At 69.7% G+C, this 24772-nt stretch carries 21 protein-coding genes, 1 tRNA gene and 1 pseudogene; 13 read left to right on the forward strand and 10 right to left on the reverse strand.

All coding sequences use genetic code 11. The features are described from left to right. The 8 genes from ACLEQD_RS06175 to ACLEQD_RS06210 form a co-directional block, all read left to right on the forward strand. A partial coding sequence (locus ACLEQD_RS06175) for a hypothetical protein (RefSeq protein ID WP_410382485.1) occupies positions 1-372 on the forward strand: 372 nt, incomplete at its 5' end. A gap of 540 nt (positions 373-912) precedes the next feature. Then, the gene (locus tag ACLEQD_RS06180; RefSeq protein WP_410382486.1) at positions 913-1524 is read left to right on the forward strand and encodes a GNAT family N-acetyltransferase; all 612 of its coding nucleotides are present in this window, start codon (positions 913-915) and stop codon (positions 1522-1524) included. A 118-nt stretch (positions 1525-1642) separates the two neighbouring features. Further along, entirely contained in the window at positions 1643-2365 is a 723-nt protein-coding gene (locus tag ACLEQD_RS06185; protein WP_410382488.1) for an iron-containing redox enzyme family protein, read from the forward strand. A 10-nt stretch (positions 2366-2375) separates the two neighbouring features. Beyond that, positions 2376-3455, forward strand: coding sequence for a DUF3419 family protein (locus ACLEQD_RS06190; RefSeq protein WP_410382490.1), 1080 nt, complete (start codon positions 2376-2378; stop codon positions 3453-3455). A 13-nt stretch (positions 3456-3468) separates the two neighbouring features. Then, positions 3469-4353 carry an aspartyl/asparaginyl beta-hydroxylase domain-containing protein gene (locus tag ACLEQD_RS06195; RefSeq protein ID WP_410382492.1) on the forward strand — a complete coding sequence of 295 codons (885 nt, stop codon included), beginning with the start codon at positions 3469-3471 and terminating at the stop codon, positions 4351-4353. Beyond that, entirely contained in the window at positions 4331-5461 is a 1131-nt protein-coding gene (locus ACLEQD_RS06200; RefSeq protein ID WP_410382494.1) for a GNAT family N-acetyltransferase, read from the forward strand. Before ACLEQD_RS06195 ends, ACLEQD_RS06200 begins: the two co-directional genes overlap by 23 nt. Before the next feature lie 20 nt (positions 5462-5481). Then, complete coding sequence (locus tag ACLEQD_RS06205) at positions 5482-6117, forward strand: FMN-binding negative transcriptional regulator (protein WP_410382496.1); 636 nt, start codon at positions 5482-5484, stop codon at positions 6115-6117. Positions 6118-6146: 29 nt separating this feature from the next. Further along, positions 6147-7559, forward strand: coding sequence for an acyltransferase (locus tag ACLEQD_RS06210; RefSeq protein ID WP_410382498.1), 1413 nt, complete (start codon positions 6147-6149; stop codon positions 7557-7559). Here ACLEQD_RS06210 and ACLEQD_RS06215 read toward each other — a convergent pair. Then, a complete protein-coding gene (locus tag ACLEQD_RS06215) occupies positions 7543-8595 on the reverse strand; it encodes a GNAT family N-acetyltransferase (protein ID WP_410382500.1) in 1053 nt (350 codons plus the stop codon). The two genes, ACLEQD_RS06210 and ACLEQD_RS06215, sit on opposite strands and share 17 nt — an antisense overlap. A gap of 323 nt (positions 8596-8918) precedes the next feature. On the opposite strand from ACLEQD_RS06215, the gene ACLEQD_RS06220 reads away from it, so the two are divergent. Both ACLEQD_RS06220 and ACLEQD_RS06225 read left to right on the forward strand, forming a co-directional pair. Further along, entirely contained in the window at positions 8919-10142 is a 1224-nt protein-coding gene (locus ACLEQD_RS06220; protein ID WP_410382502.1) for a DUF418 domain-containing protein, read from the forward strand. A 440-nt stretch (positions 10143-10582) separates the two neighbouring features. Continuing rightward, the gene (locus ACLEQD_RS06225) at positions 10583-11626 is read left to right on the forward strand and encodes a hypothetical protein (RefSeq protein ID WP_410382504.1); all 1044 of its coding nucleotides are present in this window, start codon (positions 10583-10585) and stop codon (positions 11624-11626) included. A 2-nt stretch (positions 11627-11628) separates the two neighbouring features. Here ACLEQD_RS06225 and ACLEQD_RS06230 read toward each other — a convergent pair whose 3' ends face one another. The 3 genes from ACLEQD_RS06230 to ACLEQD_RS06240 all read right to left on the reverse strand — a co-directional run bounded on the left by ACLEQD_RS06230 (position 11629) and on the right by ACLEQD_RS06240 (position 14881). After that, positions 11629-12402, reverse strand: a complete 774-nt coding sequence (locus tag ACLEQD_RS06230; protein ID WP_410382506.1) for a ferredoxin--NADP reductase — start codon at positions 12400-12402, stop codon at positions 11629-11631. Between the two features lie 149 nt (positions 12403-12551). After that, entirely contained in the window at positions 12552-13454 is a 903-nt protein-coding gene (locus ACLEQD_RS06235; protein ID WP_410382508.1) for an RNA polymerase sigma factor, read from the reverse strand. A gap of 164 nt (positions 13455-13618) precedes the next feature. Beyond that, complete coding sequence (locus tag ACLEQD_RS06240; protein ID WP_410382510.1) at positions 13619-14881, reverse strand: FAD-dependent oxidoreductase; 1263 nt, start codon at positions 14879-14881, stop codon at positions 13619-13621. A 244-nt stretch (positions 14882-15125) separates the two neighbouring features. Here ACLEQD_RS06240 and ACLEQD_RS06245 point away from each other — a divergent pair, with 244 nt between their 5' ends. Then, the gene (locus ACLEQD_RS06245; protein WP_410382512.1) at positions 15126-15827 is read left to right on the forward strand and encodes an MBL fold metallo-hydrolase; all 702 of its coding nucleotides are present in this window, start codon (positions 15126-15128) and stop codon (positions 15825-15827) included. Positions 15828-15963: 136 nt separating this feature from the next. Here ACLEQD_RS06245 and ACLEQD_RS06250 read toward each other — a convergent pair. Further along, positions 15964-16039 (reverse strand) — tRNA-Thr (locus ACLEQD_RS06250). 299 nt (positions 16040-16338) lie between these two features. Here ACLEQD_RS06250 and ACLEQD_RS06255 point away from each other — a divergent pair. After that, positions 16339-17889 (forward strand): Glu/Leu/Phe/Val family dehydrogenase, encoded by a 1551-nt coding sequence (locus tag ACLEQD_RS06255; RefSeq protein WP_410382514.1) that lies wholly within the window; start codon positions 16339-16341, stop codon positions 17887-17889. An 83-nt stretch (positions 17890-17972) separates the two neighbouring features. On the opposite strand, the gene ACLEQD_RS06260 is transcribed toward ACLEQD_RS06255, so the two are convergent. Beyond that, on the reverse strand, positions 17973-18332 hold the full coding sequence (locus ACLEQD_RS06260) for a PilZ domain-containing protein (protein ID WP_120555309.1): 360 nt from the start codon (positions 18330-18332) through the stop codon (positions 17973-17975). 195 nt (positions 18333-18527) lie between these two features. Between ACLEQD_RS06260 and ACLEQD_RS06265 the strand changes: the two genes are divergently transcribed. Continuing rightward, a complete protein-coding gene (locus tag ACLEQD_RS06265) occupies positions 18528-19163 on the forward strand; it encodes a DUF6066 family protein (RefSeq protein WP_410382516.1) in 636 nt (211 codons plus the stop codon). A 20-nt stretch (positions 19164-19183) separates the two neighbouring features. Here ACLEQD_RS06265 and ACLEQD_RS06270 read toward each other — a convergent pair. The 4 genes and pseudogenes from ACLEQD_RS06270 to ftsH form a co-directional block, all read right to left on the reverse strand. Continuing rightward, positions 19184-20719 (reverse strand): annotated as a pseudogene (locus tag ACLEQD_RS06270) (trypsin-like peptidase domain-containing protein). A gap of 86 nt (positions 20720-20805) precedes the next feature. Next, positions 20806-21396, reverse strand: a complete 591-nt coding sequence (locus tag ACLEQD_RS06275; protein WP_338267765.1) for a nucleotide exchange factor GrpE — start codon at positions 21394-21396, stop codon at positions 20806-20808. A gap of 84 nt (positions 21397-21480) precedes the next feature. Beyond that, positions 21481-21729, reverse strand: a complete 249-nt coding sequence (locus ACLEQD_RS06280; protein ID WP_120527041.1) for an RNA polymerase sigma factor region1.1 domain-containing protein — start codon at positions 21727-21729, stop codon at positions 21481-21483. Between the two features lie 105 nt (positions 21730-21834). Continuing rightward, positions 21835-23853, reverse strand: a complete 2019-nt coding sequence (ftsH, locus tag ACLEQD_RS06285; protein WP_410382523.1) for an ATP-dependent zinc metalloprotease FtsH — start codon at positions 23851-23853, stop codon at positions 21835-21837. Positions 23854-24772 lie beyond the last annotated feature (919 nt).

Consider the following 24772-nt stretch of genomic DNA (forward strand, 5'->3'; position numbering starts at 1 on the left):
TTTCGACGGACCTGCCTGCTCGGCTGCACTCAGGTCCTTGATTCTGCTCTGCTTTTCCCCATCACGTTAAACGGACGCGGATGGCTGGCAGCCACTGCTGTCCTCTCGCTCGTCCCTACCACCGCTTTGGCGCGGCCGCCGCCTTGCGACGAGGAATGTTCCCCCGACACCAGCTGCAGTGCCATCTGTCTGAACATCAGCAACACCGTCATCACCTGTGGGAGCTATGGCCTCTGCCAGGGCACCGGCGCGGCGCCCTCCAGTGAGACAGCTTCGGTGATTCAGGAAGAGGCCCAGCAGGCCCAGGTGGAGTCGCTGGTCTGCAACGACGCTTCGCAGCCCGAAGCACTGCCCGTTTCCTTCCAGGGCTGAGCCAGTGTCCACGTCGCCGGGGACTCACTCCGGCCCGACGTGTCGTTTCAGGACCTTGCGTTCGCGCCAGGCCCGCCGTCCTCTTCTCCGCGCGCACCTCGGCTTGACGCCGCAACCGCCGGCCCAGCGTGCGCAGAGTCCGCGCCTGGCCCTGTCCTTCATGGCGCTTGCAGGCCCTTTCCGTGTGACGAAGCATCCCGGCCACACGGTGACGGCGCCAGGAAGCCATACCCGGTACGACGGAGTGGCCCGCGTCATCAACTCCCAGGACGCCGCCCACGCGGAGCAGGCCCGCCAGCCGTAGTCCCCCAGCCTCCCGGACTTGAGATGTCTTGCCTTGAATGGGCAAGCGCTCTACTCGCAAGGGAGTCTCCCGCCGCCACGGGAGGTCTACCCCTGGCGCGCTTTACGCGACATGCCGATCCAGGCGACTGTTCTGTTGCAGGCGAGACACATCTCGCCTCATTTCTTGAACACGTATGCCTTTGCGCCGGCGCCCGCCGCCAGCGGCAGCATCGCGAAAGTCAGAGGGGGAAGTCCGTGGCTGATACAGGTGGTGGCGCATCCCGCGACCCGGAGCTCGCCTCCCGTCTCGCGGCGATGAGCGTCCTGGAGACGCGGATGGCCCGGCTCGGCGCGGGCCAGACGCCCGTGGTGTTGGCAGGCCCCTTCTTCCATGCGACGACCCCCGCCGAGGTCGAGCGCGCAAGGCGGTTCCGCGACGCCCAGTACCGGGCGCGGCTGAGCTACCTGCTGAGCCCCGAGCAGCTCCAGCTCGACTGGCGGCTGGAGCTGGACGAGCGCAGCGCGCACTTCCACGCCAGCCGCGACGGCCAGCTCGTGGGCAGCCTGCGCATCACGCCCGGCCCCTTCGAGTTCCAGGCGCTCGCGTCCTCCCTGGACGCCGAGGCGTCCCGGTTTCAGGGCTACGCGGAGTTCAGCCGCCTGGTCGTGGATCCGGAGGCGCGCAGCCCCTCCGTCACCCCGCGCCTGCTCGTCGCGGCCTGCACCTGGGCGATGACGGAGGGCTACGTCGGCATCGTCGGGCTGTGCCGCCGGGCCGCGCGCACCGTGTTCGAACGCTACGGGCTGGCCGCGTCCTCGGAGGAGCCGCACCGCGTGCCATGCGGGGCCCCCAGCCCTACACGCTGATGGCGGGGACCTGGCCGCAGCTCATCGCCGCCAGCACCCGGATGTCCGAACGACTCACCCGCCTCCGGCTGAATGACTCACCGGACGCCTACTCCCGCTTGGTTGAGGTGGAACAGACATGACCGACACGACAAAGGCAGTCCCCGGCCTGGAGGCCCTGAAGCACCGCCGCTCCCAGGTCTGGGACGAGCTCCTGACCCAGTCCCGCTTCGTCCGCACCGTCCAGCAGGGCGAGGTCACCAAGGCGCTCTACGCGCTGTATCTGATTGAGACGTATCACTACACCCGTCACAACGCCCGCAACCAGGCGCTGGTGGGCGTGCGCTGTGAGGACGACCGGCACTACCAGAAGTTCTGTTTCAACCACGCGGAGGAGGAGGTCGGCCACGAGCAGATGGCCCTGCACGACGTGGCCAGCATGGGCCTTGCGCCGGGGTTCCCCATCCCGCGCGCCCTGCCGGCGACGGAGGTCCTCATCGCGTACCTGTACTGGGTCTCCTACCAGGGCAATCCCTTGCAGCGCCTGGGGTACAGCTTCTGGGCGGAGAGCTGCTACGACTACATCCGGCCGCTCCTGGGCAAGGTCCAGAAGACGCTGGGGCTCACCCCGGCGCAGATGACCTTCTTCGTCGCGCACTCGGACATCGACGCGGAGCACTCGCAGGCGGTCGACGAGATGATCGCCAAGAAGTGCAGGACGCCCGAGGACTGGGAGGACGTGGCCCAGGTGATGGAGACCAGCCTGCGGCTGACCTGGCGGATGATGGACGAGGTGGCGGACGCCTACGCCCAGCTCGTCGACGGAAGCAGCGAGCGGGCCGCCTTCCTCAAGGCGCTGTGAGCCCCACGCCATGGCACGCGCCTACTTCAGCCACCTGAACTATTCGCTCGGCGACGAGGACTCCAGCGTCGAGCTGCACGCCCTGCCGGCGGACGCCCGGCACGTGGTGGCCGTCGCCGGCAGCGGCGGGCGCGTGGTGCCGCTCCTCGCCCGCGCGCCCCGGAAGCTGACGTGCGTGGACATCTCCGACACCCAGCTCGCGCTCACCGAGCTGCGCATCGCCGCGCTCCGCCAGCTGAACCACGCGGAGTACCTGGGGCTCCTGGGCTACGAGGCCATGTCCATCCAGCGCCGGCTGGAGCTGCTCGCCACCCTGCCCCTGTCGGGCTCCGCGCGGACAGCGCTGGATCCCGTGTGGAAGGCGGTCCAGGCCGGCGAGCGCATCGTCTACCTGGGCCGCTTCGAGGGGATGCTGCGCACGCTGTCGCGCTTCGTCAGGCTGTTCACCGGCCAGCGCGGGCGGAGGATGTTCGATCAGCCGGACGTCGCGGGTCAGCGCACGTACCTGGACGGCGGGTTCCCCAAGGGAGCCTGGAAGGGGGTGCTCCTCTTGATGGGGAACTCGGCGGTGCTCAACTCGCTGCTCTACCGGGGGGACTTCCCGAAGAAGAACCTCCCGGGCAGCGCGTTCCGCATCTACTGGGACATCTTCGACCGGCTCTTCCGCACGCTGCCGGTGCGCTCCAGCTTCTTCCTCCAGCTCGTGTTCTTCGGAGAGCTCCGCTACCCGGAGGGCTACCCCATCGAGTGCGACGCCGACGTCTTCCTGGCGGCGCAGAAGGCCGCGCGCGACACCGACATCGAGTACGTCCGGGGCGACATCATCCAGCACGTCCAGGAGCAGCGGGACGTGGACTTCGTGTCGCTCTCCGACGTGCCCTCGTTCCTCCCACCGGAGCGCGAGCGCGACTTCCTCAACGCGATGAAGCCCGGCCTCACGCCGGACGCCCTGGTCGTCACCCGGGGACACCTGCGCGTGGCCGCACCGGAGGTCCAGGGCTACGAGGTCGTCACCGACCGATACCAGGACGCCATCGCCCGGGAGCGCACCCAGCTCTGGCGGATCAATCTCTATCAACGACGTTCTTGAGGAGCGCCGTCCCATGCATGCCGTGAAGCTGACGAAGACGTTCGACCCGCAGGCGCTGGAGGAGGCCTGGCACGCCGTCCGGCGCCAGGTGGAAGCCCAGCCGGCGGGATACCCGGGCGAGGGCCATCAGGGGTGGGCCTCCATCTGTCTGCACTCCGCCACGTCGGGAGCATCGCCCGTGCTGGAGCAGGCGCCCTATCTGCGCGACCTGCTCTCGGGTCTGGGATTGAAGCTGCGGCTGGCGCGCCTGCTGCGCCTGGAGCCCGGCGGCGTCATCCGCGAGCATTCGGACGCGTTCCTCTCCAAGCGCATCGTCCGGCTCCACATCCCCGTCATCACCCACCCCGACGTGGAGTTCTTCGTGGGCGGCCAGCGGTGTGTCTGGCGCGCGGGGGAGTTCTGGTACGGCGACTTCTCGCTGCCGCACCACGGGGTCAACAAGAGCGACGTGGCCCGCATCCACCTGGTGCTGGACGTGACGGCGGACGATGCGCTGCTCCACCTCTTCCCGCCCCAGCAGGTCCCGCCGTCGCTCCAGGCCATGGGGAGCGAAGGCACGGAAGCGGAGCTGGATCCGCGCGTCGTCGAGCGCTTCGCCTTCGACTTCACCCTCCCCCAGGGCTTCAGCCTGCCCGGCACCGGGCTCGCGCCGCTGACGTCCGAGGCCCGGGGCGGCATGCGCATGGTGGACAACGAGCTGTGCATCTTCGTCAACGAGCAGCCGATGCTGAAGGCCGTGCCGGTGTCGGAGGACACGGTGGACCTGCTGGGCATGGGGCCGGAGGCGCGTCTGCGCTACACGTTCCGTGGCGAAGCGGTGCGGGATGTGACGCTCACCGTGGGCACCACCCCGGTGTACTCGTTCGACGTGCGCCATGGCTCCGGTCAGGCTCATTGAGCACGCCCCTCCGTCCACGGAGGGCAGCGACAGCGCGCGACTTGCGTCGAAGCTCGTCGGTCACTACGTCGAGCGCGGCACCACGCCGTTCATCGGGAACACCCGCCACCGCGTCCTGCTGGCGGACGTGGATGGCGAGGTGACGCCGCTCATCGTCAACGACGGCGCGGACAGCGACTGCTACCTCACGTCGCCGTTCATCAACTACATCACCTACGCGGAGGAGTTCGTGGCCTCCGTGAAGGAGCCCGGGACGCGGCGGGCGCTCCTCGCGTTCATCCGCGCCGTGCGGACGGTCATCCGCCCCAGGCACCTGGACCGGGTCGTCTACGTGAACCACTGGATGGTGGCCACGGGGCCGGCGCTTCGCTTCACGCCGGAGCAGCTTGAAAGGCTGACGCAGGCGCTGCGGGAGCGCTTCCCGAAGCACGCCTTCGTCTTCAAGCGGGCCACCGCGGAGACGGCGGCGGCGGTGGCTGCGGAGCGTCCGGGCGCGGCGCTGCACGCCATCTTCAACCGGCAGATGTACGTGTGGCGGCACGAGGAAGGAAAGAAGCCGCCCCGGGAGTTCCGGCAGGACCGCAACCTGCTGAACCAGCACCGCGCGAACCTGCGCCGGCTCACGGCCGCCGACCCGGGCGTCATCGACCGGCTGCGCGAGCTGTACCGGGCGCTCTACATCGACAAGTACTCCGACCATAACGCCTTCTTCACGGAGGCCTGGTTCGAGGAGGTGTTCCGGCAGGGGCTGCTGGAGGTCTACGGCATCGAGGTGGAGGGCCGCCTCGCCTACTTCGTCACCTGCTTCGTCGCGGGCGGAGAGCTGATCGGCTCCGTGGTGGGCCACGACCCGGTGCTGTCGCGCAAGCACGGCCTGTACCGGGCGGGGATGAGCCACCTGATGCAGCTGGCGGAACAGCGAGGGCTGCCGCTCAACCTCAGCTCGGGCTCCGGGCAGTTCAAGCAGAAGCGAGGGGCCACGCCGCTGACCGAGTACGAACTGCTCTGCTTCTCTCACCTCCCCTGGCGTGCAAGGCTGTCCTGGTCGTTGCTCCGACGCATCTACAACGCGGTCGGCCCCAGGGTGTTCTCCGCCCTGAGCATCTGACCGCCCTCGTCGAGGACCGCATGCTCTACACGCCCCGCACCTTCCAGGAGTCGGACCTCCCCGCGCTGCACGCGTTCATGAAGCAGCACAGCTTCAGCACCGTCATCTCGCACGGCTCCGGCATCAACGTCTCGCACGTGCCGCTGGTGCTGGTGCCGGGCAAGGGCGACAAGGGCACGCTGCTGGGACACGTGGCGCGCGCCAATCCGCACTGGAAGGACTTCGACGGAGAGCGGCCGGTCCTCTGCGTCTTCCATGGCCCCCACGCCTACATCTCCCCCACCTGGTACAAGGTGCGGCCCTCGGTGCCGACCTGGAACTACGCGGTGGTGCACGCGCTCGGGCATCCCCGCCTCATCGACACGCCGGCGGAGCTGTCCGGGCTGATCGACCTGACGCTCGCGGAGTACGAGCCCGCCCTGAATGCTCCCGACCACGACACCCGCCTGTCCGATGAGCAGCGGGCGCGGATGCTGGAGCAGATCGTCGGCTTCGAGCTGCCCATCGAGGAGCTCCAGGGCAAGTTCAAGCTGGGCCAGAACCGCTCGGCGGAAGACCAGGCGGGAATGATGGAAGCGCTGGCGGGCCAGGGCGGCGAGGCGCTGGCCCTGCTCGAGCTGATGCGCGAGCGGTCGCGCACGCGCACAAAACCCTGACGCAGTTCCTCTCGCCGGAGGCTCCGAACATGACACGGCAGCGCGTCCTCACCCCTTCCGAACCGCTGAAGCGGACGTGGGCGCTGAGCGCCGTGGACGTCGCGCTCAAGGGCATGTTCGTGAGCTTCGCGGCGGTCTTCAGCGGGAGGATCGACACCGAGCGCTTCACCCAGGCGCTCCGCGCGACGCTCATCCGCTATCCGTTCTTCCACGGCACTCTGAGGCAGCAGGAAGACGCGGTGCTCGTCATCTGCCACCACCCGCCGCGCCCCGGGGTGCGTGAGGGCATGAGCGCCGTGGGCCTGGACCTCGACGAGGTCGACGCGCCCTTCCCCACGGGAGACAGGCGGGTCCTCTACTCAGGGGACTTCGTCTCCCGGCTGGCCCCCGGGAAGCCGCCGGTCCACGACGGGCGCCGCCCGCTGCTGCACCTGAAGCTCACGCACTTCCGCGACGCCTCCGTGGTGGGCCTGAGCTGGAACCACGCGCTGACGGACCTGCACGGCATCTACGACTTCCTGCGAGCGGTCTCCGACGCCTACAGCGACCCGGGCCACGGGCCTGGCGAACCGCCGGTGTTCGACCGGCGAGACATCTGGAGGCACCTGGGCGAGCCGGGCGAGGCGGCCGGCGTCCAACCGTCCAGGCAGGGCCGTCACGGCATCGTCCACATCTCGCGCGCGAAGGCGGCGCTGGGCATCGCGCGCTATTTGAAGCAGGCCGTGACGGATGCCGTGCCCGTCTGCCTCTTCCTGGACGAGGACGGCGTCGACGCCATCAAGACCCAGGCGCAGGCCGCGGGCACGAAGGTGTCCACCAACGACGTGGTCAACGCGACGCTGCTGAAGTTCTTCGGCGAGTGCACCCGCGATCCACGAGCGCCACCCGACGTGGGGCTGTACTTCCCCATCGACGTCCGCGAGCTGCTGGGAGCGCCACCGGGGTCGGTGGCCAACTGCCTGGGGAACGCGTCCGCGGTGCTGAGGCGCGCGGACCTGTGGCGCGCGAGCGTCACCGAGCTGGCCATCCGCAACCGGGCCGTGGTGTCTGCCTATGGCCGGACGCAACTGCGCGAGGACCTGCACTGGGCGGACTACTGGCGCCGCAACACCAGCCAGGGCAGCGTGTATCACCACTGGTTGCTCGGGAAGGACCGCGTCTACTCCTCCAACTGGACGAGTCAGGAACTGGCGCACGTGCGCTTCGACGGTGCGGCCTTCGTCACGCTGCTGAGGAGCTCGCAGCTCAACAAGTGGCTGCTGTTGCCGGCCTTTCACAGCACGGTCCTGCCCCGCATGGAGGACGGCCGGATGAAGCAGGTGGTGCGGGTGAGCGTCCGGAGGGAGCACTTCCGGACGCTGGCGCGAAACCTGGCGGACTGGCCCCACGTGCAGGAGGCCATCCGGCTGGACACCGGCGAACGGCTCAGGGCCGGGGCGTGACCGGCCGCTCCGACAGCGCCGGGTCCTGGAACAGGGGGACGTCCTCCTTGAAGACGTTCCGCTCCACGGGAGGCGGCGGCTTCATCAGGTTCTGGGTGAGCCAGCCCAATCCCTGACGCTGCAAGGCCGAGCGGTGCCAGATCCAGGCCGACACGTGGACGGGCTGAGCACCGACGCTCATCTTCGGCCCGGCCGTGGTCATCCCCATGTTGACCGCCTTGCAGCCGTGCTCGATGGCGTAGCGGACGACCTCGTACAGCAGCCGGAAGTAGACGCCCTCCTCCAGCGCCGCTTCGCGTGAGAAGCCGGTGCAGGAGAACCGCAGCATGGGACCGTCGAGGAACAGCAGCCCGAACCCGGCGACGCTGTCATCAGGCCGGCGGAGCAGCATCACCTTCGCCTCGGGCATGTCGCTGGCCGAGGCGAAAAAGCCCTCGGTGAGGACCAGCCGGCGGTACTGGGTGGCGCGGTCGTAGAGGGTCCGCCACAGCGCCGTGAGCTGTGGCGCGAGCTCCGCGAACTGCTCCACGACCTCGACGCGAAGCGAAGCCGTCTCCTTCATGCACCCGGCCAACCGCGCCCGGTAGCGGGCCCGCATGTGGGCCTTGTATTCATTGAACGAGGTGAACGGCAGCGGGACGATGAACGCCGCCGGAAGCGGCGAGGGCACGAAGCCCAGGCGACGGAGCACCTCCACGGCGCCTGGCGCGGCCACCGGCTCGATGTCCCGGATGACGACCAGCGACGAACGCTGCCGGTCCGCCTCCGCTTGCGCCCAGCGCGCCAGGGTCGTGATGGCTTCGGCGCTGGTCAGCGACGAGCGCACCGGGAACCCCACCCCGGCCGGGTTTCCGACTTCGATGACGCCGTACTTCAGGAAGCGCGGAGCCGCGCCGCGCACCAGGTGGACGGCCTGCTGGATCCGTTCATTGCCAAGGTCCGCCCCGTCGATGGTGTTGCGATACGTGGCGGCGACACCGACGGGCTGCCCGCGCCCGTCGCTCAGCGTGACGGGCACCTGATGGAACCCTTTCATCTGGATGTGCTGGGCGCACTTGAGGAAGCGCTGGCTGAGACTGAAGTGTCCCTCGGGAACCCAGCAATCCCAATCACGCGCGCCCCCGTCCTTCCAGAACGCCGCACCGGCGTCCCGGACCGTCACTCCGCCGGAGCCGGGCTCGACGGATGAAAGCCTTTCGGCACTGCTACCGCGCATGTCATTCCTCCGCGGACATCGGAGGCGGAACAGTGCCCTGGCGCCCCATGACACGGGAAGGCTCCGGCGGGTTGCCGGCGGTCTGTCACAAAACCCAACCGTGACTCCGCGGCGATGTCAGACGTGAGCCGCAGGATGTCCCCGTGTCTCATTCAGCCCAGCCCGCCCATCCGGTGTCGTCTCGAGAGCGCGTCGAAATGGTGGATGCCCTGCGCGGCTTCGCGCTGTGCGGCGTCTTCGTCTCGAACTCGTTCCTCTGGTTCGGAGGCCGCAACCTGCTGCCACCCGCGCAGCTCCAGGCCCTGGGGTCGCCGCTCCCCGAGCTGGTGGCCGGCGCCCTCTTCCTGTTCTTCGTGGCGCACAAGTTCCTCAACCTCTTCGGCTTCCTCTTCGGCCTGGGCTTCTCCCTCCAGCTGTCGCGAGCGGAGGACCGGGGCAGCTCGCACGTCCCCATCCATCTGCGGCGGATGGGGGTGCTGTTCTGCTTCGGAGCGGTGCATCTGCTGGCGCTCTGGCTGGGTGACATCCTCCACCTGTACGCGCTGGCGGGCCTCCTGCTGCTGCTCTTCGCCGGAAGGTCGGACCGGACGCTGTGGCGCTGGGTGGTGGTGTTGCTGGGAGTGATGCCGCCGCTGGTGCTCGCGCTTCAGCTGTGGGGGCCCGGCGCGGCGGCGCATGCCCCTGAATCAGAGCTGCGGGCCGAGCTGCTGGCGGCGCTCTCCAGTGACTCGGTCTGGGCAGCGCAGACCGGCAACGCCCGCTACGTCTTGCGGACGTGGTTCAGCTCCCCCCGGGTGCTCATCTGGCTCACGCTCATCCTGGGCCGCTTCCTGCTGGGCCTGCTGGCGGGGCGTCACCGGTTGCTGCACGACGTGGAGCGCCACCGCGCCCTGCTCCGCCGGGTGCTGGGGTGGGGCCTGGGCGTGGGGGGACTGCTCAACGCGGGAGGACTGCTGGCCTTCCAGCTGCGAGCCCAGGGGCTGGAGCCAGCGACCCACGCCGGCCTGTTCCTCCTGATGGCGCTCCAGGAGCTGGGCTTCGTGCTCCTGGGCGCCGCGTACCTGGCCGGCTTCGCGCTGCTCTACCAGCGTGAGCGCTGGCGCCGGGCGCTGGCGGTGCTGTCCCCCGTGGGCCGCATGGCGCTGACGAACTACCTGATGCAGACGGTGCTGAGCCTGTGTCTCTACAACGGCTGGGGCCTGGGGCTCATCGGCCGCGTGCCCCCGTCACACTGTGTCGGCATCGCGCTGGGCCTCTTCGCGGTGCAGGTGCTGCTCAGCCACGTCTGGCTGAGACACTTCCGCTTCGGTCCCGCCGAGTGGCTGTGGCGTTCACTTACCTATGGGCGTCTTCAGCCCCTGCGCTGAATCACTTCTTGGGGGCGTTGTTCCCGCGGCCACCGCCCGACGGTTTTCCTGTCGTGCTGGGACCATTCGGCGGACGGGGCGCGGCGCTTCCGCCCTTGCCGCCGCCGCCTCCCTTGGCACCTCCCCCTCCGCCCTGCCCCCCGCTTCCACCCTGCCCACCGCTGCCTTTGCCCATGGCTGTCTCCTCATGACATCCGCATCAGGACAGAAAGCTATGAATGGGCACTTGTCTGCGTAAGCACGACACGTCTGCTTGAAGCCACCCCTGCCCGGAATTGAGGCCTGGCAGGCAAGGCTCCTGGCAGGGGCAGCTCCCATGGCACAGCTTTGAGACTGCCATGGACGTCCCCGCCTCACTGCTCGACTTCTCGCTCATCCAGGGAAGCGCGCTCGGTTGGCGGCGCTCCCTTGCTCGCCCCCGCGGTAGTGCCTCCCGGTCCTTGCGGATCCTCGTCCTGACGCTGGTGGGCTGGCTGCCGCTCCTCGTCCTGTCGCTGCTCCAGGGCGGGCCCTCCGTGTCCCATGCCTTCCTGCGCGACCTGGGGATCCACGTCGAGTTCCTGGTGTCCCTGCCGCTGCTCATCGCAAGCGAGCGCTATATCGACCTGAGCCTCGCGGCGGCCGTGCGCCAGTTCGTCGTCTCGGAGCTGATCGGGTCAAAGGACCTGGCCACCTTCGAGGGCATCGCCCGCGGGGTGATGCGGCTGAGGCGCGGCGCCGCCGTCGAGGCCGGGTTGCTGGTGGCCTCCTTCGCGGTGTCGTTCATTGACCTGCCCCACCAGGCGAACCCGGTCTGGCTCCACACGGAGCCCGGGGGCCCGCGCACCCTGGCCGGGTGGTGGTACCTCGTGGTGAGCATGCCGCTCATCCGGTTCCTGGTCCTGCGCTGGCTCTGGCGAGGCATCCTGTGGGCGGGCTTCCTGTTCCGGGTCTCCCGGCTGCCGCTCGCCCTCGTGCCCACCCATCCCGACGTGGCAGGCGGCCTGGGCTTCCTCGGCACCTGCCAGGCCAGCTTCGCCCTCATCGTCCTCGCGGTGGCCTCCACGCTCACCGCGCAGCGGCTGTCGCGCGCCCCCAGCGCCAACTTCACGGACTACGCCCTTCACCTGTTCGCCTTCGCGCTCCTCAGCCTCGTCGTCGTCTTCGCGCCGCTGGCCTTCTTCAGCCGTCAGCTCCTGTTCGCGAAGCGGCGGGGGGACCATGCCTTTTCGGGGGTGGCCGCCTGGCACTCGCGGCGCTTCGAGCAGCGGTGGTTCCACCGCGAGCCACCCGCCGGGCAGCAGATACTGGGCGCGCCCGAGTTCTCCTCCCTCACGGATCTGGGAACGTCCTTCACCACCGCGCGCCGCATGCGATGGTTCCCCATCGACATCCGTGCGGCAGTGGCCGTCCTCGGCGCGGCCATGGCGCCCATGGTGCCCCTGCTCCTCGCCGACCGGCGCTTCATCGAGGTGCTGGTGGCGCTCGCCAAGAGCGTGCTTTGAACCTAGCGCTCCGCGAAGGCCTTCTCGGTGACGTAGTGCCCGGCCTCACCAGGCGTGCCCTCACGGAAGCCGCGCTCCTCCAGCATGGTCGTGAGGTCCGCGAGCATGCCGGGGCTGCCACAGAGCATCACGCGGTCCACCTCCGGGTTCAGCGGCGGCAGGCCCACGTCCTTGAACAGCTTCTCGCTCTGGATGAGGTCGGTGATGCGGCCCGTGTTGCGGAAGTCCTCACGCGTGACGCTCGGGTAGTACGTGAGCTTCTGCTTCACCAGCTCCCCGAAGAACTCGTTGTGCGGCAGCTCATGGAGGAAGAGGTCGTGGTAGGCCAGCTCCTCGGCCCGCCGGCAGGTGTGCGTGAGGATGACCCGGTCGAACTGCTCGTACATCTCCGGGTCCTTCGCGAGGCTGAGGAACGGCGCCAGGCCCGTGCCGGTGCTCAGCATGTAGAGGTTCCTGCCGGGCAGCAGGTGCTTGAGCACCAGCGTGCCCGTCGCCTTCTTGCTGACGAGGACCTGGTCCCCTTCCTTCAGGTGCTGCAGCCGGGAGGTCAGCGGCCCGCCGGGCACCTTGATGCTCAGGAACTCGAGGTGGTCGTCATAGTGCGCGCTCACCATGCTGTAGGCGCGCAGCAGCGGCCGGCCTTCGACCTCCAGGCCCATCATCGTGAACTGGCCGCTGGCGAAGCGGAAGCCCGGGTCGCGCGTGGTGACGAAGCTGAACAGGGTGTCGGTCCAGTGATGCACGCGCAGCACGGACTCCTTCATGAGACTGCTCACGGCATTGCTCCAAAGAGGACCGGCGGGCTGTCAGGAGCGCTCCGCACGGGTGCTCGAACACGCCGGTTAACGGGCGGTGTTCTGCGATGGATTCCCCGTTCACACCAGGGGAGACAGGCGGGCGGCAAGCGTTGCGCTTATCGCCGGGTTCAGCTCTCCAGCGGGTCCGCCGGCCAGCCCCTCCCTCCCCCGCTCGCCCCGGCGCTCGCGGCGGACGCCTGCGCCGGGTCCGGTGGCCCCCTCAGGGAGGCACGGCGCGAGACAGGGCCTGCCGCACCGCCGCTCGCACGGGCGCGGGCACCGCGTCCCCGGGGGATGCGGCGGCACAGCGACACCGAGCGCTTGAGCGAATCACACGTCCCGGCGCAGCGCGGGCAGCGCGCCAGGTGGTCCTCCAGGCGCACGCAGGTGGCCTGATCCACCTCCTGCGCGGCGAACTCCGCCAGCTCCCGCGCCAGCTCCGGGCACCCGTGCTCCTGGCCCTGGGCGCCCTCGCCCATGAGGGTGGAGAGGTGCTCGCGCAGCTGGAGCCGCGCGCGGTGCAGCCGGCTCTTGAGCGCCCGCACCTCGATGCCCACCACCTGCGCGGCCTCCTCCGCCGAGAGCCCCTCCACGTCCCGGAGGATGAGCGCCTCCCGGTGCGACTCCGGTAGCGCGAGGATGGCCGCCTGCAGCGCCTCCCCCATCTGCCGCGCATGGGAGACCATGTCCGGCGTCGCCTCCTCCGCGGGCACGTGCGTGGCGGCGGGAGAGTCGAGCGGCTGGAAGGACTCGGGCACGCCGACGCGCCGGCGGCGCAGGCGCAGGCAGTGCGTGCGGGCCACCTGGTACAGCCAGGTGGAGAGCTCCGCTTCGCCGCGGAACGCGTGGATGCCCCGGAAGGCCGCCAACAGGGTCTCCTGGAGCACCTCCTTGGCGTCCTCCTCGGAGCCGCACATGCGCAGGCCGAAGCGGTACACCTGCTTCTCGTGACGGGCGAGGAGCTCCTCCAGGGCCGCGTCATCCCCAGCGCGCGCGGCCTCCTGCAGCTGCGCATCGGTTCGCGTCGACATCCGCCCGTCGCCTCCTCCTGGCGCCGCGCCGCCTCCGTTTCCGGAAAGAGCGCCCGGCGGCCAGAATGCCTTTCCCAGACATCCGCCTGGGAAGACATAGCAGGAGCGCGCAGCCCGTGCCGAAGAGATGAGCCCAGACACCCGCACGGCCTCGAGCCCGGGCGCTATGCGCGCCCGCGGAGCATGAAGTCCCAATACAGGCGCGGTAACCCATACTTCTTGAGCAGCCACATGTCGCGGCGCTCCATCAGGGTGTCGATGAACGGGAGGCTCGGCGCGGGCTTGCCGTCGTAGTCGAACTCGGCGAGCAGCAGCTTTCCGTAGCCCGTCACCAGGGGGCAGGAGGCATAGCCGTTGTACCGGGCGGCGGGGGCCTTCCCCTCCATGACGGCGAGCAGGTTCTCCACCAGCACCGGGGCCTCGGCCCGGATGGCCGCGCCGGTGCGGGACGTGGGCAGGTCGCTCGCGTCCCCGAGCGCGAAGACGTTCGGGTAGTCCGGGTGCTGAAGGGTGTGCTTGTCGGCCTTGACCCAGCCCGCGTTCGGGCCCTGCTTGTGGGCGAGCGGGCTCGCCTTGATGAAGTCCGGCGCGCTCTGCGGCGGCGTGACGTGGAGCATGTCGTAACCCACCGTCACCTGCTCCTCCCGTCCCTCCCGCGTCACCGCGAAGACCGCCTCGCGCCGGTCGGGGCGGATCTCGACGAGGTTGTGGCAGAACCGCGTCTCGATGCCGTAGCGCTTCACCACGCCGTCGAGCACGTCCGCGAACGGCTTCACCCCGAAGATGGCCTTGCAGGCCGAGCCGAAGACGACGCGCGACTTCCCGGCGAGCCCGCTGCGGCGCAGGTGGTCCGCCACCAGGTACATGATCTTCTGCGGCGCCCCCGCGCACTTCACCGGCGTGGCCGGGTGCGTGAAGAGGGCCGTGCCCCCCTGGAACGCCCGCACCATCTCCCACGTCTTCGGCGCCAGCCGGAAGTCGTAGTTGCTGGACACGAAGGGCGTCTCCAGCGCCTCGCGCAGGCCGCGCACCTTGTCCCAGTCCAGCTGGATGCCGGGTGCGACCACGAGGAAGTCATAGCCCACGCGCGCCCCGCCCCGCGTGCGCACCTCCTGCCGGACGGGGTCCACCTCCTCCGCCCAGTCCTGGATCCACTTCGTCCCCTTCGGGATGAAGTCGGCCTGGGGGCGCTGGGTGCTCTCGATGTTCGCGGCGCCGCCGCCCACCAGCGTCCACAGCGGCTGGTAGTAGTGATGCGCCGAGGGCTCGATGAGCGCCACGCCCCGCACGCCCTTGCGCCTCAGCCGTGCGGCGACGGTGAGCCCCGCCGTGCCTCCACCGATGATGAGCACCCGGTGGCGCTCGGACGCGGCGACGGACGTGACGGGGGGCGCACTGCTCCCGGGTTGCTCCTGAAGTTGAGGCACGTTCAAGCTCCCTGCGATGGGTCCGGGGGGTTTGAGCCCAAGCAGGACGCAAAGGATTCACCCCTTGCGTTCGGCGCGCGACGGAGCGTGCGTCGCGCCCCGCCCAGCAGGGGGAGGAGGAAGGGCTGTCCCGTGAGAGCCAGGGTCCGGGCGGGAGGGTTCAGCGGGCCTCCAGTCCGCCGGGGCAGCGGACGCCTGAATCCTTTTCCCCGTCCCCCGGCTCTCATGGGCAGGAGGCTTCACCATGATCTTCCGCCAGCTCTTCGACCCCGATACCTCGACGTACACCTATCTCCTCGGCGACGAGGCCACGCGCCATGCCGTCCTCATCGACCCGGTGCTCGAACAGGTCGACCGGGACCTGAAGCTGGTGGGCGAGCTGGGCCTCACGCTCACCCACGTCTTCGACACCCACGTGCACGCGGACCACGTCACCGGCTCCGGCGTGCTGCGCGAGCGCACGCAGGCCACGGTGGTGGGGGGCGTGGGGGGCGCGGCCTGCGCCAACGTCCATGCACGCCACGGGGACGAGCTGCGCGTGGGGCAGCTCGTCTTCAAGGTGCTCGCCACCCCGGGCCACACGGACGACAGCCTCAGCTACCTGCTCGGGGACCGCGTCTTCACCGGGGACGCGCTGCTCGTGCGCGGCAATGGCCGCACCGACTTCCAGAACGGCAACGCGAGCCACCTCTACGACAGCCTCACCCGCGTCCTCTTCGGCCTGCCGGACGACACGCTCGTCTACCCCGGGCACGACTACCACGGGCACATGGTGACGAGCATCGCCGAGGAGAAGCGGCACAACCCGCGCGTGGCCGGCAAGAGCCGCGAGGAGTTCATCCACATCATGGAGAACCTCCACCTGCCCAAGCCCCGGAAGATCGACATCGCCGTCCCGGCCAACCGCGCCTGCGGGCACGGGGCGCCTTCGCCGCACGCCGCCTGAAGCGCCAGCCCCCTTCACCCGGGCGGCGTGCACGCGACGCCCGCCACCGCGGCCCCGGTCCGCTGAAGGCGCCGGGCTCCAGCCCCAGGAAACGAAAAAGGCCGGCTGCCCCAGGGGCAACCGGCCTTTCTCTTCTTGGAGCCGACATCCGGATTTGAACCGGAGACCTACTGATTACGAATCAGTTGCTCTACCAACTGAGCTATGTCGGCGCACCGAAAGCGGCGCGGTAAGTACCACCCGCATCCGGACCGGGCAAGGAGTTTCTCCGCGCCTTTTCAAGCGCCCTCCCCCACGCCCGCTTCTATCCCCCAGAAGCCCTGACATCGATGACACGGTGCATCCGGCGGAGTGACACACCGCGTCGGCTAAGTCCGCGACTTTTCTCCATAAAGTGGGGGGACGGCCGCCTGCCAGAGCGGTTGAACTCGCGGGGCGCCTATGCACATAAGGGCACCGCTTTCCCCAGCGGCCCCCATTCCAGGAGGGCCCTCAAGGAGCACGTTCCATCATGGCCAGCGAAGAGACTTTCATGCGCGCCCCGGCCCCCACGCCCAAGCGCACCATCTACACGGAGGCGATGGAGATCTTCAATTTCGCGGCGGATCTCATCGGCCTGGACAAGCGGGTGCGTCTGGAGCTCGAAGAGCCCGACTACGAGCACATCTTCTACGTCACAGCGAAGCTCAAGGACCGGCTCGTGCCGCTGCTCCCCGAGGAGGCCAAGGCCTTCTCCGACCTGCCCGTCACCCAGGTGCGCAACCCGGACGGCCTGGAGCGCCTGGCCAACGGCAACCTGATCCTCAACGGCCGCGCCCTGCTGGGCTCCGACGTCGCCATCCGCCACGGCCACCTGCGCCTGCCGGACGGTCACGTCTACCAGCTGGTCCCCGGTGAGTCGCAGCGCTTCAAGGCCTACCGCGTCCAGCACAACCAGGCCCGTGGCCCCTACAAGGGCGGCCTGCGCTACCACCGCGAGGTGTCCCTGGACCTCTTCAAGGCACTCGCCGCGGAGATGACCTGGAAGACGGCCATCTCGGAGGTCCCGTTCGGCGGCGGCAAGGGCGGCATCCAGCTGGACCCGCGCGAGTACGGCCGCGAGGAGCTGGAGGCCATCACCCTGCGCTTCATGTACCGGCTCAAGAGCCTCATCGGGCCGAACATCGACATCCCGGCGCCGGACGTGGGCACCAACCCGGAGATCATGGCGCTGCTCTACCGCCAGTTCTCCGACGGTGAGCGCGAGCGCCACAACCTGCGCGGCATCGTCACCGGCAAGGACGTGCGCATCGGCGGCTCCGAAGGCCGCGGCAAGGCCACCGGCCAGGGCGTCGCGTTCTGCATCGAGGACTACTACGCCGACCGCGGCGAGAGCGTGAAGGGCAAGACCTTCGTCATCCAGGGCTTCGGCAACGTGGGCAGCCACGCCGCCATGATCCTGGGGAACATGGGCGCGCGCCTGCTCGCGGTGAACGACGCCGACGGCACCATCTTCAACGGCGACGGCATCGACGTGAACGCGCTGGCCACCTACGTGGCGGACCCGAAGAACCTCAAGCGCTCCGTCGTGGGCTTCCCCGGCGCCCAGCGCATCGACAAGAAGGACCTGTGGGACGTCCAGGCGGACATCCTCGTCCCGGCGGCGCTCGGCGGGGAGATCACCGCGGACGTCGCGGAGCGCCTCAAGGTGAAGCTCATCGCGGAGGGCGCCAACGGCCCCACCACCCCGGAGGCCGACCGCGTCCTGCAGAAGCGCGGCATCGAGCTCATCCCGGACATCATCGCCAACGCCGGCGGCGTGACGGTGTCCTACTACGAGTGGATCCAGAACAAGCGCATGGAGCGCTGGAGCGAGGCGGAGGTCGATCAGCGCCTCGAGCGCGCCATGAAGCGCAACTACCGCATCATCCGGGACATCTCGCGCAACCAGCCGCGCAAGACGGAGATGCACGACAGCCGCCCGTACTGCATCGGGAAGACGGTGGACAGCCGCTGCGCCGCGATGATCCTCGCGCTCAAGCGCATCGAGGCCCACTACCTGCTGGAAGGCTTCTCGCAGTAACCGGCCCGTCCGGCTCCCGCGTCGCCCCCCCGGGGCACGGTGTCTTCCCGCTCAACCGGGGAAGGGCCGTGCCCCGTGGTGTTTCAGTGCATCACCCGCTCGCGGTCCACCAGGAGCAGCGGCGCGTCATCCAGGGTCTCGTACGCCACGATGCGCAGCCCCACCCCGCGGCTGTTGCCGGGCCGCCCGTCCTTGCGGCCGAAGGCCAGCGCCACCTGGTAGCGGACCTCGCACAGGCACGTCATCTCCGTGCCGTCCTCGCCCGCGAACGTCACCTTCAGCTTCTCGCCCAACCCCAGCGAGTCGCGCACCTCGATGAACATGCCCCGCGCGCTGATGTTGCGGCCAATGCCCCGCATCATCCCGTCCTGCGTGGACAGGTACACGGTGAAGATCTTGTCGAAGCGAAGATTGGAGCGGCGTTCCTGGGGCTGCGTGTTCATGCGGGAGGGCTCCGAAACAGGTGGGGACAGGGGCAAACTACACGGTAGCCAGATGTAGGCAAATAATCACCTACATCCACCATGACACACCATGACGCACCATGTCCCTTTCACGGGAAAGCGCTGCCGCCGGAGCGGCCTTCGGTGGCACCATCCCAGGGGCTGTCCTTCCCCCTTTTTTCCGGAGTTCCCGCCGTGAATCGCTTCCTGGCCGCCGCCTTTGCCCTCCTGGTGCCCACGCTCGCCCTGGCCGACGTGGACTCGCGCTTCGCGAAGCTGCGTGACGAGTCCGAGCCCCTGGGTGGCCTGGGGGCCTTCCTGGAGAAGTACGTGGGCGAGTGCGACGGGGCGCTCGTGGATCCGCGGTGCAAGCAGCAGGCGGAGGCCTTCCGCAAGAAGTACACGGGCAAGCGCCTCTACATGATCATCACCGAGGACGACGCGGGCATGCTGTCCCCGGGCGACTTCAACCCCGGCACCAACGAGTTCACCATCAACATCACGCCCTTCTTCTCGGGCGGGAAGTACGGGCTGTCCCACGGCGCGCCGAAGAAGACGGACTCACAGGGCAACCCGGTGATGAACTACCTCACGGTGAGCGGCACGGCGCCGGACATGTGGAACGGCGGCACGTTCGACCGCATGTTCCGGGCGCGGGGCGTGCGCGCGCAGGTCGTCTTCACGCCGCAGTCGGTGTGGACGCTGCCCAAGAAGGGCGGCGGGAAGCACTACGGCGTCAACGCCCGCATCGAGGCCATCCTCGTCACCGAGGGCCGCACCGGCAACCAGCTGGGGCTGTGGCTCAACGGCAAGGACGCGGCCAGGAAGTAGCGGCGGGCCGCGGCCGTAAGTCAGCGGGCGATGGCGATGTACTGGAGCGCGTCGCCCCGCTGCACGCGCAGGAGGATGCTGGCCCCGGCGCTGCCCCGCTCCAGGGCGGCCTTCACCCCGGCGGCGTCCTTCACCCGGCGGCGGTTCACCTCCATGACGACGTCGCCCGCGCGCAGGCCGGACTGCTCCGCCGGGCTGCGCGGCACCACGCCGGACACGAGCGCGCCCAGGAAGGCCTCGTAGCCCAGGGCGCCGCCACCTCCGGCGTCAGGTCCCGCAGCACCAGCCCCAGGTCGTTCGCGGAGCTGCCGCCCCGGTGGGAGAGCCCTTCGGTGGCCTCCTGCGCGGGCCGGGCGACCAGCCGCACCGCCACCTCCTGGGTGCCGCCGTCGCGCAAGAGCGTCAGCTTCGCCTCCGTGCCCGGCGCCAGGAGCGCCACCTTGCGCAGGAGCTGGAGGTAGCTGCCAATGGGCCGGCCGTTCACCGCCACCAGCCGGTCCCCGGGACGGATGTGCGCCTGGGCGGCGGGGCTGCCGCGGTAGACGTCCTTGACCACCGGCGCCGTGGCGGTGGCGTCCGCGCCGTCCTCGTTGATGACGACGCCCAGCCAGCCGCGCTCCAGCTTCCCGTTCTCCCGCAGGTTGGGCAGCAGGTCCTTCACCAGGTTGATGGGCACCGCGAAGCCAATGCCCTGCCCCTCGCTGATGATGGCGGTGTTCACGCCAATCACCTCGCCCTTCATGTTGAAGAGGGGGCCGCCGGAGTTGCCGGGGTTGATGAGCGCGTCCGTCTGGATGAAGTCGTCGAACTGGCCCACGCCCAGCACGCGCTCCTTCGCCGAAATCATGCCGTGCGCCACCGAGTGGTCCAGGCCGAACGGGTTGCCGATGGCCACCACCCAGTCCCCCACCTCCAGCGCGTCGGAGTCCCCCAGGTACACCGCCGGCAGCGTCCCCAGCCCGGCGCCGTTGAGCCGCAGGAGCGCCACGTCCGTGGACGCGTCGCGGCCCACCACGTCCGCGGGGAACTCGCGGCCGTCCGCCAGCCGCACGGACACCTGCTGCACCGGCACCTCGCGGGGGCCGTCCCTGCCGGGCGTGACGCCGGAGCCGGACGGGTACACCGCCGGGCCCTGCGCGTTGGCGACGACGTGGTTGTTGGTGACGACGAGCCCGTCGGGCGTCAGCACGAAGCCGGAGCCGGTGGAGCGCTTCACCGCGCCCGCCACCGCGCCGGGCCCCACCGTGGTGATGTTCACCACGCCCGCCTCCACCGCGCGGATCAGCGGCGCCAGCGACGTGGGCGGCGTGAAGCGGGGCAGGCCCGGGGTAGCCCGCCGGGCGCTCGCGCCAGAGCGAGGACACGCCCGCGGGGGCGGGGGCGTCCGTCGTCGCGGGCGTCGGGGAGGTGAAGAAGGCGATGTGCTCGCGCACCCGGGCCTGGAGCCAGGGCGTGAGCGGATCCTCGGAGGCTCCCGCCACCGGGGCGAGCGCCACCACGAGCAGGACGCTGAGCAGTCGGACGGACACGGGACGGCAGCTTACACGGCGGGCCATGGCGTCAGGGCCCAACAGACCGGCGGCCCCCGCCCTTCCCGGCCGCGCCCCTGCTTCCTGGGGACGCGGGCAGGAGGAGGGGCTGCTCAGGCCTGGGCCGGGGCCACGTACCGGGCCACCTTCACCCGGGCGGGGCGGATGATGCGGTCCTTCAGGCGGTAGCCGGCGCGGAACTCGGCGACCACCTTCTGGTCGTCGCCCTCCACCGGCGTCACCTCCATGTCCGCCGCCTCGGCGACGTTCGGATCATACGGGCGCCCCACCACCTGGAGGCGCTCGATGCCGGTGGCCTGGGCCTTGGACAGCAGGCTGTCGCGGATCATCCGCACGCCCTGCACCAGGGGCGAGGTGTCCTGCTGGCTGTTGGCCAGCACCAGGTCCAGCTCGTCGATGGCCTCCAGCAGCGTGCGGGCCACGTTGCCGCGCTCCACGTCGAGCATCCGCTCGCGCTCGCGGGTGATGCGCTGCTTGAACTCCTCCCGGTCCTTGGTGAGGTCCTGGAGCCCCCGGGCCAGCTCGTTCACCCGGCGGCGCGACGCCTCCAGCTCCGCCTGGAGCCGCGCCACCTCGCCATCCTGGGCGGCCTCGGCCTGCGTGTCGGCGGACGCGCCCTCCGCCTCGCTGTCGGCGGGGGCCTGCGTCTCCGGGGTCTCGTCGCTGCGGGGATTGCCGTCCATTGTCGAACCTGCGCCAGGGGTTGGAAGAAGCGGACCTCGATGAGCGGCGCGAACGTAACCGCGAGGGCGGCCCTGTCAACGCGCCTAGTGGTTGGAGGGGGCCGCGGGCGGCGCTTCCGCCATGAAGCCGTGATCCACCTGTCCCGTCACCTCGTCGATGATCTCCACCTGGGCGGCACGAAGGGAGTAGTAGAGGAGCCACCGCTCGGCGGCCGTCAGCGTCCCCGGGGGCAGCGCCTCCTCGATCTCCTGTACCGTGAGCCGGCCGTCCTTCAGGCCCTTGGCGAACAACGCTTTGCGCGCGACGTAGCTCTTTCCGATCCGGTTCTCCACGGCGACGCCTCCTTGTCGTTGGAAAGTAATTTCGCCCACCGGCCACCGCAGGCTGGCGGTGGATCCGGTGGGCGAATGGCTGCCCGGAGGGCAGGCAGGCTCAGCTCAGGAGTCCAGCTTGCCTTCCGCGTGCTGCGTGGGCGGCACCACCGGCTCGGACTCCATGCCTCCCACGGGGTGCGCGGAGATGACCGCGCGGGCCTCCGGGTGGAGCAGGCCGCGCTGCGCCTGCACCTTGGGCCCCAGGATGGTGATCATCGCCTCCTCCTCGATGACCTCCGTCGCCAGCAGGCGCGCGGCCAGGGCCTCCACCTTGTCGCGGTGGACGTTGAGGACCTCCCGGGCGCGGTCGAGCGCCTCGGAGACCATCTTGCGGACCTCCTCGTCGATCATCCGCGCCGTCTGCTCGGAGTAGGTGCGCGACTCCGGCAGGCCCGCGGACCGCAAGAAACCCGGCCCCTGCTCACCGCTCAGCGCCACCGGCCCCAGCGTGCTCATGCCGTAGTCGCGGACCATCATCTTGGCGATTTCGGTCGCCTGCTTGATGTCGTTGGACGCGCCGGTGGACACCTCGCCGATGAAGATCTCCTCCGCCGCGCGGCCGCCCATCATGCCCGCCATCTTGTCGCGCAGCTCGTCCAGCGACATGAGGTAGCGGTCCTCCAGGGGCAGCGACATGGTGTAGCCCAGCGCCGCCAGGCCTCGCGGGATGATGGACACCTTCGTCACCCGCTCCGCGTAGGGCAGCATCCAGCCCACCACCGCGTGGCCCGCCTCGTGGTGCGCGACGATCTCCTTCTCGCGCTCGTTCATGCGGCGGTTCTTCTTCTCCAGGCCCGCCACCACGCGCTCGATGGCCTCCTCGAAGTCCGCCCGCATCACCGCGTCGCGGTTCTTGCGCGCGGCCAGCAGCGCCGCCTCGTTCACCACGTTGGCCAGGTCCGCGCCGGCGAAGCCCGGCGTGCGCGAGGCAATCACCTTGAGGTCCACGTCGGAGGACAGCTTCACGCCCTTGGCGTGGATCTCCAGCACGCGCTCGCGGCCGCGCTTGTCCGGGCGGTCCACCAGCACCTGCCGGTCGAAGCGGCCCGGGCGCATCAGCGCGCTGTCCAGGATCTCCGGGCGGTTCGTCGCCGCCAGGATGATGAGGCCCGCGCGGCTGTCGAAGCCGTCCATCTCCGCGAGCAGCTGGTTGAGCGTCTGCTCCCGCTCGTCATGGCCGCCGGCCACGCCCGAGTTGCGGCTCTTGCCGATGGCGTCCAGCTCGTCGATGAAGATGATGCACGGCGCCTTCGCGGTGGCCTGGGCGAAGAGGTCGCGGACACGGGCCGCGCCGACGCCCACGAACATCTCCACGAACTCCGAACCGGAGAGATTGAAGAAGGGCACGCCCGCTTCACCCGCCACGGCCCGGGCCAGCAGCGTCTTGCCCGTGCCCGGAGGGCCCACGAGCAGCACGCCCTTGGGGATGCGGCCACCCAGACGGCGGAACTTCTCCGGCGTCTTGAGGAACTCGACGATCTCCCGCAGCTCGTCCACGGCCTCGTCCACGCCGGCCACGTCCTTGAAGCCCACGCCGGTGTCGGATTCCGCCTGCACCTTCGCGCGCGTCTTGCCAAAGGACATGACGCTCTGCGGCCCCTGGCCCATGCCGCCGGACATCCGGCGCATCATGAAGCTCCAGAAGAGGATGAGGAGGCCCATCGGGATGAGCCAGATCCACAACACCTCGCTGAAGCTCGACTGCGGGACGGCCTCGAACTGGATGCCCTTCTGCTCCAGCAGGGGCACCAGGCCCTCGTCACCGGGGACGCGGTAGGCCATCCACGGCAGGGCGCTGGGCTCGCTGCGCAGCGTGCCCCGCTCGCCCGGAGGCGGCTGGGTGTTCTCCTTGAGGAAGCCCTTCACCCACTCGTTTGAAATCTGGACGCGGCTGAACTGGTTGTTCTCCACCGCGTCGCGCAGTTGGCTGTACGACACCCGGCGCACGCCCGCGTCCTGAAACACGTTCCGGAACAGCAGGAACCCCAGGACGAGCAGGAGGATGTAGCCCAGTGGTGAGCCGAACTTGAACCCACCTTTCGTGGGTGTTGGCTTGTCGCTCTTCTTTCCGCGCGGGCCCATCCCCGGCGGCAGGTCCTGTGGCTTCATCGTCGGCACGCTCGCCCTCCCCCTCCCCCGTACAAACGACACCATGTCGTATGACGGTTCCCTCAGCCGGCCAAAGATGGTCACCTCCGCCAAGCCGTCAACCGCAGGGCGTGATTGGACGACAACGAACGCGGGCCCGACTGTCCGATCAGCGGCAGTCGACGCGAACCAGGGCTCGCCCACGAACTCACTGCCCAACAGGTAGCCGCGGCCGTCCTGGAGGAACGTCACGGCCTCCGCCTGGGCCTGGCTGGCGCCCGGCACCTCCACCACCTGCGCCTGGACGAAGTCCTCCAGCCGCTTCGCGTCCGGGCTGCGCAGCTCCCACACGCGGGTGTACGTGCGTACCAGCAGGCGCTGGCCGGAGGGGTGCAGGGTGGCGGCGGTGGACAGGCGGTCCACGTCGTCCGGCACGCGCAGGGTGCCCAGCTTGCGCGCCCTGCCCGTGGCGCCGGGCCTCAGCCCCTCCACGGCGTACAGGTCGCCCAGCGACGCGCGCGTCTTCGTGAGCACGCCCACCTGGCCGGAGCGGTCGTCGACGATGAGCGACTCGGCGTCGTGGGGACCGTCCTCGTAGGTGAAGAGCAGCGTCTCCACCGGGAGCGTGGCGTCCTGCACGGCCGCGGGCTCGGGCAGCCGGAACAGGCGCACCTCCTTGCGGCGCTCGAAGTTGTCGCCGGTGTCCGCCAGGAAGACGCAGGTCTCCTTGCCGCCCGGCGCGCACGGGCCCACGGCGACGTCCTCGATGTCGCGCGGATCCGCGCCGGTGAGCGTGAGCGTGGCCTTCACCGCGCCCGTCTCATCCAGGGCGAACAGCTCGAAGGGGTTGTTGGAGTCGTTGTGTCCCCAGAAGATGCCGGGGTGCTTCTGGCTGGCGGCCAGCCCGGACAGC

It is taken from the genome of Corallococcus sp. 4LFB (assembly GCF_046520365.1).
Classification (GTDB): domain Bacteria; phylum Myxococcota; class Myxococcia; order Myxococcales; family Myxococcaceae; genus Corallococcus; species Corallococcus caeni.

Bases quoted from the DNA above. Each gene is read 5' to 3' on its own strand.
- ACLEQD_RS06245 (WP_410382512.1), top strand. From the start codon at position 15,126: ATGATCTTCCGCCAGCTCTTCGACCCCGATACCTCGACGTACACCTAT.
- ACLEQD_RS06255 (WP_410382514.1), top strand. From the start codon at position 16,339: ATGGCCAGCGAAGAGACTTTCATGCGCGCCCCGGCCCCCACGCCCAAG.
- ACLEQD_RS06185 (WP_410382488.1), top strand. From the start codon at position 1,643: ATGACCGACACGACAAAGGCAGTCCCCGGCCTGGAGGCCCTGAAGCAC.
- ftsH (WP_410382523.1), bottom strand. From the start codon at position 23,853: ATGGGCCCGCGCGGAAAGAAGAGCGACAAGCCAACACCCACGAAAGGT.
- ACLEQD_RS06215 (WP_410382500.1), bottom strand. From the start codon at position 8,595: ATGAAAGGGTTCCATCAGGTGCCCGTCACGCTGAGCGACGGGCGCGGG.
- ACLEQD_RS06195 (WP_410382492.1), top strand. From the start codon at position 3,469: ATGCATGCCGTGAAGCTGACGAAGACGTTCGACCCGCAGGCGCTGGAG.
- ACLEQD_RS06205 (WP_410382496.1), top strand. From the start codon at position 5,482: ATGCTCTACACGCCCCGCACCTTCCAGGAGTCGGACCTCCCCGCGCTG.
- ACLEQD_RS06235 (WP_410382508.1), bottom strand. From the start codon at position 13,454: ATGTCGACGCGAACCGATGCGCAGCTGCAGGAGGCCGCGCGCGCTGGG.
- ACLEQD_RS06190 (WP_410382490.1), top strand. From the start codon at position 2,376: ATGGCACGCGCCTACTTCAGCCACCTGAACTATTCGCTCGGCGACGAG.
- ACLEQD_RS06275 (WP_338267765.1), bottom strand. From the start codon at position 21,396: ATGGACGGCAATCCCCGCAGCGACGAGACCCCGGAGACGCAGGCCCCC.
- ACLEQD_RS06200 (WP_410382494.1), top strand. From the start codon at position 4,331: ATGGCTCCGGTCAGGCTCATTGAGCACGCCCCTCCGTCCACGGAGGGC.
- ACLEQD_RS06210 (WP_410382498.1), top strand. From the start codon at position 6,147: ATGACACGGCAGCGCGTCCTCACCCCTTCCGAACCGCTGAAGCGGACG.
- ACLEQD_RS06260 (WP_120555309.1), bottom strand. From the start codon at position 18,332: ATGAACACGCAGCCCCAGGAACGCCGCTCCAATCTTCGCTTCGACAAG.